12 protein-coding genes are annotated in these 14342 nt (G+C 53.1%); 4 read left to right on the forward strand and 8 right to left on the reverse strand.

Annotated elements, in window-relative coordinates:
- Positions 1–255 precede the first annotated feature (255 nt).
- Positions 256–1446: a glycosyltransferase family 2 protein gene (locus EPA93_RS18675; protein ID WP_129888962.1), complete on the forward strand. Its 1191-nt coding sequence runs from the start codon at positions 256–258 to the stop codon at positions 1444–1446.
- Positions 1443–2642 (forward strand): glycosyltransferase family 2 protein, encoded by a 1200-nt coding sequence (locus EPA93_RS18680; RefSeq protein WP_129888963.1) that lies wholly within the window; start codon positions 1443–1445, stop codon positions 2640–2642. Before EPA93_RS18675 ends, EPA93_RS18680 begins: the two co-directional genes overlap by 4 nt.
- On the opposite strand, the gene EPA93_RS18685 is transcribed toward EPA93_RS18680, so the two are convergent.
- The 4 genes from EPA93_RS18685 to EPA93_RS18700 are packed head-to-tail and all read right to left on the reverse strand — an operon-like array spanning position 2636 to position 6769.
- A complete protein-coding gene (locus tag EPA93_RS18685; protein WP_165423239.1) occupies positions 2636–3958 on the reverse strand; it encodes a F390 synthetase-related protein in 1323 nt (440 codons plus the stop codon). The genes EPA93_RS18680 and EPA93_RS18685 overlap by 7 nt on opposite strands.
- Positions 3945–4790 carry an MBL fold metallo-hydrolase gene (locus tag EPA93_RS18690; protein ID WP_129888965.1) on the reverse strand — a complete coding sequence of 282 codons (846 nt, stop codon included), beginning with the start codon at positions 4788–4790 and terminating at the stop codon, positions 3945–3947. Before EPA93_RS18690 ends, EPA93_RS18685 begins: the two co-directional genes overlap by 14 nt.
- Positions 4787–5764 (reverse strand): NAD-dependent epimerase/dehydratase family protein, encoded by a 978-nt coding sequence (locus tag EPA93_RS18695; protein ID WP_129888966.1) that lies wholly within the window; start codon positions 5762–5764, stop codon positions 4787–4789. The genes EPA93_RS18690 and EPA93_RS18695 overlap by 4 nt, the downstream gene beginning before the upstream one ends.
- 15 nt (positions 5765–5779) lie before the next feature.
- Positions 5780–6769, reverse strand: coding sequence for a 3-oxoacyl-ACP synthase III family protein (locus tag EPA93_RS18700; protein WP_129888967.1), 990 nt, complete (start codon positions 6767–6769; stop codon positions 5780–5782).
- A gap of 310 nt (positions 6770–7079) precedes the next feature.
- On the opposite strand from EPA93_RS18700, the gene EPA93_RS18705 reads away from it, so the two are divergent.
- Together EPA93_RS18705 and EPA93_RS18710 are read left to right on the forward strand one after the other, a co-directional pair.
- Positions 7080–7622, forward strand: a complete 543-nt coding sequence (locus EPA93_RS18705) for a sigma-70 family RNA polymerase sigma factor (RefSeq protein ID WP_129888968.1) — start codon at positions 7080–7082, stop codon at positions 7620–7622.
- Positions 7619–9100 carry a WD40/YVTN/BNR-like repeat-containing protein gene (locus tag EPA93_RS18710; protein ID WP_129888969.1) on the forward strand — a complete coding sequence of 494 codons (1482 nt, stop codon included), beginning with the start codon at positions 7619–7621 and terminating at the stop codon, positions 9098–9100. The genes EPA93_RS18705 and EPA93_RS18710 overlap by 4 nt, the downstream gene beginning before the upstream one ends.
- 143 nt (positions 9101–9243) lie before the next feature.
- On the opposite strand, the gene EPA93_RS18715 is transcribed toward EPA93_RS18710, so the two are convergent.
- From EPA93_RS18715 to EPA93_RS18730, 4 genes are all read right to left on the reverse strand, one after another.
- Positions 9244–9486, reverse strand: a complete 243-nt coding sequence (locus EPA93_RS18715; protein ID WP_129888970.1) for a hypothetical protein — start codon at positions 9484–9486, stop codon at positions 9244–9246.
- 326 nt (positions 9487–9812) lie between these two features.
- Entirely contained in the window at positions 9813–10988 is a 1176-nt protein-coding gene (locus tag EPA93_RS18720; RefSeq protein ID WP_129888971.1) for a VWA domain-containing protein, read from the reverse strand.
- Positions 10978–13260 (reverse strand): DUF5682 family protein, encoded by a 2283-nt coding sequence (locus tag EPA93_RS18725; protein ID WP_129888972.1) that lies wholly within the window; start codon positions 13258–13260, stop codon positions 10978–10980. The genes EPA93_RS18720 and EPA93_RS18725 overlap by 11 nt, the downstream gene beginning before the upstream one ends.
- Complete coding sequence (locus EPA93_RS18730) at positions 13261–14340, reverse strand: ATP-binding protein (RefSeq protein WP_129894575.1); 1080 nt, start codon at positions 14338–14340, stop codon at positions 13261–13263.
- Positions 14341–14342: the final 2 nt, after the last annotated feature.

Here is a 14342-nt window from a genome sequence, read left to right on the forward strand (position 1 = left end):
AAACAGCAGACTTATTCGCACAACTGGCATATTTCTGGGCCGCCCAACCCCGTAAGCACACACATATCGCAGGTCCCAGGTGGACATATTTCAGTAGCGGTCAGAGCCCTCAAGCGCTGCTCCATTTACCGAGGGTACACGCTAATGGAGAGGTAGCTTTCCAACCTATTTTACGCTTAGAAACCATCTTCCGACCTGGGTAACCCGGTTTGAAGATTTCTTCTTTGTTACCAGGCAGTTTCTGCAGGAGCAACCATGAGCAGGCCATCAACGCCTTTTATACGAGGTTTTGCATATAGTTTACTTGCGACCTTCGCGCTGGATCGTGTTTTAAAGCTAGCAGCGATCACACATTTTTTTCACAGTGACACACCTCAACCTTCCAGAATATGGCCCACAGTCACACTACTGCAGCCAATCACACGCGGGGCCAGCGGTCTGGCCAACAACCTACGCTCACGAACCCAGCTTGATTATCCCGGACACCTTGAACATCTCTTTATCTGCGATGTCCATGATGAGGTCTCGCAAAAGGCCTGCACTTCTCTCATGGCCGAATTGCCTGATCTTGATGCGCAACTTCTTCTGGTAGATGCTATCCAGGGGCCAATCGCCGCCAAGACAGAAAAGCTACTGGCCGCTCTACCCAGGGCCCGGGGCGAAATTCTTTGGTTCGTTGATGACGATATCGCCTTGCGTCCTGATGCGCTGCGGATAATGATTCCTTACCTCTTTCAGCCACAGGTAGGGGCAGTCTTTGGCCTGGCCTGCTATACCAATTGGCAAACCCTCTGGTCTAGCCTGATGAGCATCTTCGTCAATGCCAACGCGCTCTTGAGCTACATCCCTCTCACCTATCTCGCTGATCCCTTCACAATCACCGGGCATTGCTTTGCCTTGCGGCGCGAGATTTTTCAGCGGGCGGGCGGTTTAACAGCGATGGAAGAGCGCATAGACGACGATCACGAGTTGGCCCGTCGCGTACGCCATCTGGGCCTGCGCTGTGTGCAAACGCCTATGATCTACGATGTTAATAACGAGCTGTCTTCCCGTACGGCCTACACAAAGCAGATGAAGCGCTGGTTTATCTTTCCGCGCCAGGCCATGGCACCGTATCTGACTTTACGGGAGCAAGGCGTCACCCTCCTTGGCAGCATCACGCAGCTCATCCCTGCCTTGCTGGCTCTCCTTGCCCTTTTCACCTGGAAGCGCCCTGCCTTCCAGGCCCTGATTACCAGCCTTGGCCTCTTTGGCGCAATCTATGCCCTTGGAGAAATATGCTACTTACAGCGTCGTACGCCAGCAAGCCGCTGGCCCCTCTTGCCTATCGTTGCCTTGCTTGCTCCCCTGCAGGTGCTTTGGTCTCTTGCAGCAAGCCCGGAGATAGAGTGGCGCGGGCAACGCTGGCGTATTCTGCGTGGCGGTAAAATGGAGGTTCTTTCATGAAGCGATTCCTGCAAGCTATCGGTTTGCTCATGTTAGCGGAGCGCATATGGAAATATAGCATGGTAACGCGCTTCTTCCGGCGCTCTGCACCCAGCTCCACTGCCTCACCCACATTAGTAAGTATTATTCAGCCTGTCTTAAGCGGCGATCCTACTATGGCGTCCTGCCTTGAGCGCAGCCTGCAGCTTAAGAGCAGCTATCTTCTGGAATATATCTGGCTCACCGATCGCGATGATGCGGCTGGGCAGGACATTTGTCAGAACTTGATGGCTCGCTATCCCAATCGCCCGGTACAGATGATCTCTTTACCGCCTCCCGTCGAGGGACAAAATCCCAAAACAGTCAAGCTGATCGCTGGGGCAAAAGTAGCCCGGGGCGAGATTCTCTGCGTTCTTGACGATGATACAATGCTGCCTGATCATGGGCTGGAGCTTTGTTTGCCCTATCTGGCTAAGCCAGGAGTTGGCCTGGCCTTTGGCTTACCCTATTATGTGAATTACTCGAATATGTGGTCGAGCATGGTTTCTGCCTTTGTGAACAGCAATAGCTTGCTCACCTACATTCCTTACACAATTTTGACCCAACCATTTACCGTTAATGGCATGTTTTACGCCATACGTCGCCAGGTTCTGACTGAAGTCGGTGGATTTGAGGCGATAGAGCATATGTTTGCCGACGATTTTGCTATTGCTCAACTTATGCGCTCGCACGGCTATCGGCTCGCCCAGTCCCCACTCTGCCATGGCATCAGTACTCAGGTTAAAGGGCCACGCCACTATCTTAGCTTGATTCAGCGCTGGTTTGTCCTGCCCCGCGAATCGCTCCTACGTCACGTGAGTAGGCGTGAGCGCTTGATTACCTATGCGCTGGGCCTGCTTCCCGCTCTCTACCCATTGCTCCTTATCATTACCCTCCTGTTGCGCCCCTCAAAAGCAAAGCTTGGCTATACACTGCTCTATTTTGGTGGCAATTTTGCGATATTCGCCTACTTCAACAAACGCTACTTGCAGAAGGCCACTCCCTGGCGCAAAGCCTGGTGGGTTCCTGTTATGCAGATCATTTTTCCTCTTCAGTTGCTTGTGGCCCTGTTCTCGCCTCAGCGCATCAACTGGCGAGGCAATATCGTACAGGTAGAACGGGGAGGCAATTTTCATTACGTGAGCAGGCGCGGAAAAGAGCAGGCGGCAAGCTATTGAAGGCGCCGGACGCGCCTCAGCTTCTTTCCAGGCAGCGCAGGCGGCAAGCCAGGCTCAATCTCTACATCTGCCGAGCGGCACGCATACTGAGCAATGGTGGCGGCAACGCTTGCTCTGACCAATTGCGCCACACGCTCAAACGAGGCCCCTGGTTCTGTCTGCAAATAGATATGCAATTGTCCGTTGCGCTCCTGCACTACTTGATAGTCTGTTATATCTGGGCTGGCGAGCAGGATCATGCGCCGGATTGTGTCGGGGAAAAAGGGCCGAAGCTCTCCTGTGAGAGTCTCAAAATAGCAAATATCGTCGCTGCGCCCTTCTATGGCTCGAATCACGCGAAAACCCGAGCCGCAAACACATGGCGCAGGATCAAGCTCCAGCAGATCATTGAGACGATAGCGAATAATTGGCTGCGTCTTACGCCAGAGATCGGTAATGATGGGTTGCACCAGCCTGTCTTCGCTGCCTTCAAGCGCTTCAAACTGCAGCATCACGATGTCTTCCTGAATATGGAGCGCTCCCCGCTGACAGCTCACGGCCAGCAGGCCCTCAGTGCATTGATAGATCTGCTGAACCCGAACAGAAAAAATAGTCTCGATAGCCTGCCGCGCGTGATCCTCTAACACTTCGGCAACCGAGATCAGCCGCTCAGGCATAATGCGAAGCTTATCTTTGCTGCGCTCACTTGCTAACATGCTTAGCAGCGATGGCGGCCCAACAACAATATGGGGCTGAAAAGCATTGAGCCTGGCAACTGCCTCTTCTAGCGGGAACATGAGATCGAAGTAGCGAAACTGGATGAACGTTCCGCCGACTTGCTCATACAGGTTGCTGTTCGAGCGCAGAAAAAAGGCTACGTGCAAATGGTGCGGCCGCCAGCCATGCAGTACGCGTGCCAGAATCGTGCCCGCCCAGCCCGCCTGCTCTGCAGGGCTGACCAGAAACAGGCCGCGATGCCCCGATGTGCCAGAAGATAATCCCACGGTGAGGTCATTGAGCAAAGGGGCGAAATCGCGGCTTTGTTCGGCGCGTAAAGCTACCTCCATCGCCACATCGCGTTTGATCCCACGCGTGGTAAATGTATCAAAGTGTGCCATCATCAAGCGCTTATCTACGGTTGGTAAAGTCCGCCAGGAGCCGGGATCATGGTTTGCCCAGTGGTTACGATAAAAGGGCGAGTGCTGTAGGGCATAGGCTACGATCTGTTGCGCCCTGCGTTCCTGATAGCGCTCCAAGGCAGGACCGCGCAGATGCTGCCAGTTCCACCGCGCGCTGAGGAAATGTCGAGCCATAAGGGGAAGGTCAGTTATCTTCATAGGACAATTCCACTTCCTGTCTAAAGGCTTCGGGGCAATGGCTGGGAATGATGACAACATCGGTCTGAGCCTGGGCGAAATCATGCAGATGCTGAATAGTATTGCGAATGGCCCGGGGATCGTCTACAAAAAAGTTAGTAAGGCGCGATGGTGGTCGGCATTCATAAATCGAGCGCCGCAGCCAGCAACTATCGGCGGCAAATAAGAGCTGACCGCGCTGTGTCTGCGCCAGCAGACCAAGTTGGCCACGAGCATGGCCCGGCAACGAGACCAGGCGGAGCGATCCGTCGCAAAAAAGATCATACGTTGGACCAAGCGAAGCCAGGTTGGGACCGTTAAACTCTGGTAAAAGCGTAGCGCGTTCCGCAAAGTCTGTGGGCAAGAGAGCCGGGATAAAGGCCCGCCTTAGCGCATTTATTCCCCGGCGCGTAGCCACATCGGCGTAAGCGTTCCCGGAGGCAATTAGCTCGGCCTGGGGAAAATCGCGCAGGCCAGCCAGGTGGTCGGCATGAAAATGCGAGATAATGATGCGTCGGATATCGCTTGGCTTAAGTTGCCAACGGGCCAGCTGGGCCGCCACGCTGAGCCGGGGTTGGATATATAAGGGAGTTGCGCGACGATAGAGCGAAAAAGGAAGTGTCTGCGTTGCTTCGAGCATTCGCGGGGCATAGCCAGTATCCCACAGCATCCAGCCGTGTTCCTGATGCTTTAACAAGGCGACAAGAGAGTGGCAAGCGACCTTACGCCTCTGCCCTCCCTGAATCATATGATGCTCCCAGGCCAGGCAATACCCGGTATCCAGGATATGACACTCTAACGTTACCTGACTCATATCTCAGCTCGCAATTTCTCAAGCGTCAGCTCAATACCCTCGGCAACCGAGACCCCTGGAATATAGCCAAGATCGCGCTGGGCCGCACTAATATCATATGTCTGTGTCCTGGCCAGAATCGAGGCCGAGTAGCGGGTCAGCAGCGGCTCACTGCCGCTTATAGCTGCTCTGGCTTCCATAAGTGTAGCGGCCGCCAGGGCTACGGAAAGAGGCACACGTCTCAGTTTTGTAGGCAAGCCAAGCTGTCCCAACACATATCCAATTACCTCCCACAAGGAAACATGTTCTCCATTCGTGATCGTATAGGTCTTCCCTACGGCAGCGTTGGCTTCCAGAGCCAGTAGCAGGGCCTTGACGACATTCTCCACATAGGTGAGATCAACGAGATTATGTCCATTGCCAATCTGGGGCAAACGCCTGAGCCTGGCGGCCGCAATCAATTGTGGCAGAAGTACACGATCGCCCGGCCCAAATATCGCCTTGGGCCGCACAACTACAGTTTGCAGGCTTGCTGGTGCTCCCTTCACCAGATCTTCCCCCAACTTTTTGGTCAACGAATAGACAGATGTGAAACGGCGTGGATAGGGAACCTGTTCCGTAGCATTAAATTGATCCCGTCCGTCATAGACCACACTTGGCGAAGATACATATATCAAACGCTGCACACCATGTTCAAGGCAGCCCGCGACCACCGCGCGTGTACCTTCCACGTTGGTAGCAAAAAAGTCAGATCGCTTGCCCCAGGCGGCCGAGAGCGCCCCAACATGATACACGGCATCCATCCCCTTACAAATAGCACATACAGTCGGCGCATCTCGTAAATCTGCCTCACAAGGAATTGCCCCAGCGGCAATCAGCACTTCTACAGGCGCAAAATGGCGGCCAGAAAGATAGACTTGATGACCACGTGTTAGCAATGCTCGCGCTAGATGCTGCCCCAGAAAGCCTGTAGCGCCAGTCACAAGAATTCTCATTGGTATCTCTAACTGCTAGAATGTAAGCGCCAGCGCTCCCAAGGTCAGGCCAGCGCCAGTACCGACGAAAAGGACGCGATCTCCCCGCACAATCTGGCCGCACCCAACGGCTTCTGCAAAAGCAAGGGGCAGTGAGGCCGCTACACAATTGCCGCGCAAAGCTAGATTGAAGATAACCTGCTCGCCTGTAAAGCCCAGGCGCTTTGTCAATACGTCAAGAGCATGACGGCTTGCCTGGTGCGGAACAACGATATCAATCTGGCTCTGTGTCCAGGTAAACCCTGAAAAAAAGCGCTCAAGAAAAGGTCCGATAAGCCGGGCGCCTTGCTTGAAAATGGCTGGGCCATTCATATAGAACAGGTTCATTTCGGGAGTTGTGGCGGGATCATTGGGATGATGCCGTGAACCACCACCTCGAATAGCTGTAAGATCGGCGCCTTCGCTATAGGTCTCAAATAGGGCATGCCAGAGCACGCTCTGCTCATCTGGCTGACTGCGCGTAATAATCGCCGCGGCAGCGGCGTCGCCAAACAATACAGCGCTCTCCCGCTCTTGAGGATTTAAAGAGTTCGATACTAGCTCACTACTGCAGAGCAAGACGGTCCGATAGGTGCCAGCGGCAACAAGATGAGCCATTGTATGCAATGCTACCAGGAAGCTCATGCAGGTCGCATTAAAATCAAAACAGGCACTGGCTCCTTGCGGAGCGTTGAGTTCTCTTTGCAGCAATGCCGCTGTACAGGGGATTGCCTGTTGGGGAGCAGTTGAGGCCATAACAATTGCATCAAGGTCTTCGATGCTCAGGCCAGCATGCTCAAGCGCCATCCGCGCGGCCGCAGCGCCCATACTCACTGTTGTTTCATCGGTTACATAGCGTCTCTCCCGCACACCTGTGACGCGCTCAATCCAGCCGGCGGGGATGCCAAGGCGCGCTTCGAGATCGACATTGGTGACTCGCTGGGATGGCAAATACCATCCTAGACCCGCAATTTTTACTGGAAGCATAGATTTTCCTGCTCTACTTGTTGAGTTACCCACATTGCAGATCAGAATATATGCTCCAATAACTTATTGTCAACCCCAGGATATCCTTCTCATTCTTTCAGAACACTGCGAAAGTATGTAAAAATTTGCGCTATTCCTCCCGATCCATTACCCTGGTTGATGCTATACAAGGACCTTCAATCGACTTTTGTCACACATCCCACAATTCAGCGTCTCTCTTACAAAAGGTTTTTACGCTCTGTGACTCTGGCTTGACGAACTCTATTGCAGTTCGCCACGCCAAAAAAAACACATATAAAGGGATTCTTATATGCAAGAAGAGGATGGATCTTTTACTGAGGATTACAGTAAGATCTTCAGTCGCTTTAGCCCTGTCATTTTTTCCTATCTACTCCTGCATGCATCCTCGCGTGAAGAGGCCGAAGACCTGACAATTGAGGTCTTTACCTCAGCACTAGAACATGAAGCTCTACTTACCTGGAGCGAGCCCAGACAGTTAGCCTGGCTCAAGCGCGTTGCCTATACCAGGCTGGTGGACACCTATCGGCGCAGCAAGCGTCGTCCAACTATAGCGCTAGATCAGATGGCTCCTACCGTCCTCACTGAGCATGATCCGGAGTCTCTAGCGCTACTTAGTGAAGATTATGCTCAACTCCGCAGCTATATTCAACAACTAACCTTGGATCAGCAACAACTGCTACGTCTGCGCTACGGCAACGAGCTACATACTGCAGAAATAGCTACAATGCTCAACAAGAGCGATCAGTCCATACGCCAGATGCTCTCGCGTACTATCAATTTGCTCAGGACTATGTACAATACTCACCCCGCTAGAAAAGGAGGGAATATATGAAATTCAACCCTCTGCCAGAGGAAGATGATTCCTCCCAGCTCATCGATCAATTAAAGGAGATTTATAAAATGAAAGCCGAGGATAGAGAATCATTGGCACGCATCGAGGCTCAAGTCGCAGCTCATATCAAAAGCCGCCAGAGGGAGAATATACATTTGTCTCAACAGCTCTCCTACGATCAGCAGGTTTCCAACCTTGAGCAAGTTTCACACCGCGGGCATTCGGAGCGGATAGATCGTCTGGGAGAGAAGGGGGAACGTCATCAAGTACGTCCAAAAACAATCTGGCTACAGCGCTTGAACTTGAGTGTTGCTATTATCGTTGTTATACTGATTAGCGGTAGTGCCGTTGCTATCTTTAGCCTGATGCAGCACAGAAACACCGCCAATCCTCCCGCTGCTGTCTCGACTACTCATACGGCTTCTATGCCCCAAACTACAGAAAAAATTCGGCAACCTATCTACCTCACATCAGGACTCAGGTTAGCGATGATCTCTGACGAGGTAAGCTGGGTAGTTGGTTCAGAAGCGCACGCAAATAATTGGAGCGAACTCGTACGCACAACTGACGGTGGCAAAACATGGAAGCAGGTGAAGATACCGGAAGGCTCTTCAGCTCTTGGCTATACAGTCGTCATCGACGAGGTGACTGCGCTTGTACCTGTGGGCGATATTCTTTCAAATAAATACTTGATTACCTTCGATGGGGGAACAAGCTGGCAACATTTCGATTTGCCAGTCGCAAAGCCGGGCCTTGAAAAAGACGCAGAGCCTAATCTCATCACATTCCTTGATCACTCTCAAGCATGGATAATCGAGCCAGGAGGGGCCGGCTCAGCCGAACAAAAAGTCCTCTTTCATACTACCGATGCTGGCAAGAGCTGGCAAAAGGTAGCAAACCTGTCTATGAATGGCAGCATTTTCGGCTTTGTCTTCACCGATCCACAGGCAGGCTGGCTCATAGCAGAAGGCTATGGTAATGGCAGTGCGCTCTATGCTACCCACGATGGAGGCAAGACCTGGCAGCAGCAAGCTCTTCCTGCACCTCCAACAGGCAGCAAAACCCCGAATATGTTACGCAACCTGACCTTCACCAGTAATCGCACAGGTTACGTCTTCTTTATAGCAGGGCAAGATACTGCATCAAATGTCTATCTATACATGACACAAGATGGAGGGCGCTCCTGGCAGATACGAGGTAAAGCATTGCCATTTGATAGTGGCTTTAGCAAAGTGCTGGACCCTTCTCACATATCAGCAAGTTCTCTTGACACCAAAACGCAGCTATTCGGTGCAGCGTTGCTCACCCTCAGCAATAATCAATGGACAAAAAAGATTCTCAAGTCTGAGGTCGAGGATTTTGCTTTTGTTTCGGCCCAGGTGGGCTTCGCTCTCACTAAGCCACAAAATCAGCCCCTGGACTGGTATAAGACTAGCGATGGCGGCAAGACATGGGTAAAGGTAGGAACATTACCATAATGAAGCTCTGATTCCTCTCAAAGTGGACATGCTAAAACCATCTGGGCATATGAAATCTATGCCTCATGCTTGTATGACATATCCCGTCAGGCCTTGCTTTTTAGTCCCACATTGGAGCAAGGCCTGAGTTGTGAAGATAGGGATCAACCAATTATTTTTTCAATCTGTGCATTGAGCAAGCCATTAAGATCTTCAGGAGATGATGGGTAAGGAGTGCCGGCATTCTCTAAACCGCGCACACTCTGGAGCAAAAACGTGGGGTGAACAGCCTGGGGTCCGCCATTCTTTTCAAGATGCTCCTGCAATCGATCAAAGAAAGCCGCCCAGTTGTGTTCAGGCGTAGCATTCCATAGTTCTTGAGAGAGTTGCGTAGGGACATATTGCATCTTTCAGTTTGCCTCCTTCGATAGAAGATTTTTCTCACCTTAACTTGATACACAGGAGAATACGCTAAGCACTCACAAAAAGTGACTTCTGTCCCCAAAGCGACCAAACTACCCACTTCTCAAGGTTATCTTGACTCCGCATATCGCAGGTTCCCAGGGCCTGGAATGTAGACGCACGGGAAGCCTGATGGTAGAAGAACTGCGACGCTATGTTGCTGGCCAGCCATTGCAAGAGGAGATCACGCGAGAACAGGTTTAGCGAATGGCAAAACCTTAAGAAAACGGGAAATGGAGGAAAACGCTCTTTCCTCCATTTCCCATGCCTGCTATTGTTTCTGCCGCACGGTCACAATATCGTTGCGAGCCGCCCACATCGCCAGATCCTGGCGCTGAATTGCCGCCGCCATCAAATCAGGGAATAGGTCAGGAGTACAGGCAAAAGAGGGAATACCCATCCGGGCAAGCGCAGCCGCTATACTTTGATCAAACGAAGGCGTCCCCTTATCGCTAAGTGCTAGCAAGCATACGACTAACACACCGCTGCTGACCAGTTCGGCAGCACGACGCAACATCTCTTGCCGATTGCCACCCTCGTACAGATCGGTTATCATGACCAGGATCGTTTGAGCGGGGCGGCTGATAATTTGCTGACAATAAGCCAGGGCCCGATTAATATCTGTTCCGCCTCCAAGCTGGGTTCCAAAGAGTAAATCTACAGGGTCCTGCAACTCAGCAGTGAGATCAACAACGGCGGTATCAAAGACGACCATCTGCGTACTGATGGCACGCATAGAAGCCAGCACCGCCCCAAAGATGCCAGAGTAGACGACAGAGGCTGCCATGGAGCCGCTCTGATCAACGCAAAGTACAATATCGCGCAAGGAAGAACGTTTGCGCCCATAGCCAACCAGGCGCTCAGCGATAACAGAGCGATATTCGGGCAGGTAATTCTTCAGATTAAGGCGAATCGTACGGTCCCAATCTATTTCGTTAGCTTTAGGACGATACGTCCGGGCCGCCCGATTCAGGCTGCCGCGCACAGCCTGGAGCAACGGATTAGCTAGTTTGCGCTCCAGCTCGTCAACGACCTTACGCACAACCTGTCGCGCCGTATCCTTTGTCGCCGCCGGAATCACTCGATTCAGCGAAAGGAGGGTCGCAACCAGGTGCACATCAGCCTCAACATTTTCTAGCATTTCAGGCTGCAAAAGCATCTGCTTAAGATTAAGGCGCTGCAAGGCATCCTGCTGCATAATCTTCACAGCCGAAGAGGGAAAGTAGGTGCGAATATCTCCCAACCAGCGCGCCACCTTCGGCGACGAGCCCTGCAGCCCGGCAGAACGTTCCTCGTCATAGAGCATCTCTAGCGCGCTATCCATCACCATATCCTGCCCTTCCAACACATCGCCATCTCCCGTTCCCGTCCCGCATAAAGCCGTGCCAGCATCCTTTCCTAAGACCAATCGCCAGCGACGTAAACGCTCGGTATCATCAATGGCCATCGATACTCACCCCCATAATCTGTGCCAGTATAGGCAACACAAGCTCAGCGCGCTCCTGATTGACCTGCATTTGCTCTTTCCCCATCCCTATCTGCTTATTAGCAGAGTCGGTATAGAGCTGCTTGACCTTCTCCCCCATCTGTCGGCGCTCCGGGGCCGAGAAATCCGCGAACGCGCGCCGCAGGATCGGCAACAACAGGCTAAATGTATCGGCTGGCAATTCGCATAGCCAGTGATCCAGAGCCCGCCACAGCTCATCCTGATGGATTACCAGCAAACCGGAGCCGTGGAGCAAACCCTCGATCCAGGATGCAGCCTGCATCCCTTCAACGGCTGGAGAGAGCGCAAGCCTTGTAAAGCGCTGCAGTTCCTCTTCATCCAGCACTCTCATCTCCAGGAGCAAACGACAACAGCGCCCACGTATCAATCCATGAATTCCCTCACGCTGCATAAGAGAGCGCAACAGCGCCTGCCACTCTTCGCGCTGCCCATCTCTATTAAGGAGAGAAACACTTCCATGCACTTTATCAATGCAAGCAAACATCTTGCGAGCCGCATCATCATCGAGAGAACTACAGGCCCCAGGCAAGCTGATAACCACACGTTCAAACAAACCATCGATGATCGGCACAATGTGCTCAGCGCGGGTCTGGCGCACATCGCTATAGCGCGCAACGCGTGCCAGAGGAGGCATGGCCTCCATCAAATGCTGCACATCAGACGATGCGGCAGAGCAGCGCTGGATATTCTCTAATAGCTTATCAACAGCTCCCGGCAATTCAGCCAGAATAGCCAGATCCAGTAGCTCGGTTAATTGGGGCAACTCTTGAGCAGCCTCGGCCTCATGACTTACATAGGCTGTCGCCGCGCTCTCAATAGTATTGCCCCATATATTCGCCTCAATCAACGTGACAATAAACTCGACCCGCCACTGCAACTGCCAGTGCTCATGGAACGTCCCCATCTTCCCGCGCACGGCCTGAGGTTTTCCCCACTCAATATTGAGCAAGCGCAAACGATGCAAGAGCTGACTGCGAGCTCGATCAAGCTCTTTGCGCAAATCGAGGTCAAGCTCAGTTTTTTCTACTGTCGGCTTGAGGCGCAAGGCACGCTGCCGGGCTTCCAGATCGTACTGTAGAGGAACCACTGTTGCCTCAGTTGGCACCTGACCCAGCTTCTCGTTAATCTCAAGTTTCTCGCGGATCAAGCTCATGGGAGCGGCATCGCCATGGCACAGCACGGTTTTTATAGCTTCGTGGAGTTCGGCCAGGCCAGCCATCGGTAGATTGCGCAAAGCTGCCAGCGCTTCACCCAGGCGCACAGCCTCAATCACACTGGCCGATGAGACATCCAGGTCTTGCCCACGCAACAGGCCAGCAGCATTAGCGATCCAACGTACCACAGAGCCGTCAGGAAAGGCCCAAAGATGCTCATACCAGCCCGGAGAAGTAATACCAGCGCCATAGCCGCTGCGATAAGCCAGCCGTGAATTGGTCCAGGGAATCCAGGTTGCGTTCACTGCGACACGCTTGAGCCCTTTGAGCAGAGCCGTATCGGCCTTCTCATCCTCCAGGTCCGCTAAAACGGGTGCATGCCATGCCCCACATACCACGGCAACGCGCTGGAAGCCCTCTTGCTGCGCCTCGCGAATCATTTTGCGCATATGAGCTTCGCGCAAGGCATCATCCTCATGGAGCAAGGGAAACTCAGCACGCAATGCGCTCATGGCTTCCAGGATTGCCTCAAAGAAATTTTGCGCATCTCGCCGCTGCTCAATCTGCAGCTCCCACCAGAGCTCATGGTCCTCATAGCCAGCGGCCTGAGCCAGCAGGGCAAAGGGGTCTTCACGCAGCGTCTCTTTTTGCGGCAGCGCTGGCTCGGCAGGCTCAGCAGTTACAGGCTCAGCCTCCGGCTCTTCTTTGGGTATTTCGAGCTGAGCAGCCTGCTCAGAAAGCCGGGCCAGTTGAATCTCCTGTGGCAGATCGATAAAGCGTGCCGCAATATTTTGCTGCAGAGCATACTGTAACGCCTGCCATTCCGGCGAAAAGGTAGTAAAGGGATAGTAAACAGCCTTTTTAGGATTCTCGGCGGCAAAAATGAGCATAGCCACCGGCGGCTTCATATCGCTATGCACCAGCAAAGGCAGAATTTCTTGCGCATCGGGTGGTCCCTCGACGAGCACTATATCGGGCTGGAGCGCCTCCAGGGCAGTGCGCAAGCTGCGCGCACACCCAGGCCCATGATGGCGTATCCCAAAGACATGTATACTCACTTAAAGCACCTCGCGGCACGCTCGATACAGATCCTTCCATCCTTCTCTCTCTTTGACCACAGTCTGCAGATACTCTAGCCAGACCACGCGATCCTGCACCGGGTCTTTGATAATTGCGCCCGTCAACCCGGCCGCCATATCCCCGGCACGCAATTCGCCATCCCCATAATAGCCGGCCATCGCCAGGCCACTATTAATCACTGATATGGCCTCGGCAGTAGAAAGCGTCCCGCCGGGAGATTTGACCTTTACCTTACCATCAAGAGTTACTCCCGCACGCAGCTCACGGAAAATGGTGACCACGCGACGAATTTCTTCAAGCGCTGGCGCCTCTGCAGGCAGCTCTAAGGCCTTGCCCAGACTGCTGACACGTTGATTCACTATCTCTACTTCTTCATCCAGGCTATCGGGCAAGGGTAAAACGACAGTATTAAAGCGCCGCATTAAGGCGCTGGAAAGCTCATTTACACCTTTGTCGCGGTTATTGGCCGTGGCAATCACATTGAAGCCTTTGTGCGCCTGCACTTCCATGTTTAGCTCGGGTACGGGCAAGGTCTTTTCGGATAAAATGGTAATCAAGGTATCCTGAACTTCGCTCGGGATACGCGTCAGTTCCTCGATACGGGCAATCTTGCCCTCTTTCATCGCCACCATCATCGGGCTGACTACCAGAGCTGCCGGGGATGGCCCCTCCACAAGCAAACGTGCATAATTCCAGCCGTAGCGAATGGCATTTTCGTCAGTACCTGCAGTACCCTGGACCAGCAGCGTCGAATCGCCCATTACTGCGGCTGCCAGATGCTCACTTACCCAGGACTTGGCGGTTCCCGGAAGACCATAGAGGAGCAATGCACGATCGGTGGCCAGCGTGGCTACGGCGATCTCGATGAGGCGTGGATTGCCAATATATTTAGGGCTCACAACGAAGCCGCTCTTCAGTTTGCCACCCATCAGGTACGTACGCACGGCCCAGGGAGAAAGTTGCCAGTTGGGCGGTCGCTGGCGTTTATCTTCCTTAGCCAGCTCGGCAAGCTCCTCGGCATATTGCACTTCGGCATGCTGGCGCAGCACTGACTGCATTG

The sequence above is a fragment of the Ktedonosporobacter rubrisoli genome, assembly GCF_004208415.1.
Lineage (GTDB): Bacteria > Chloroflexota > Ktedonobacteria > Ktedonobacterales > Ktedonobacteraceae > Ktedonosporobacter > Ktedonosporobacter rubrisoli.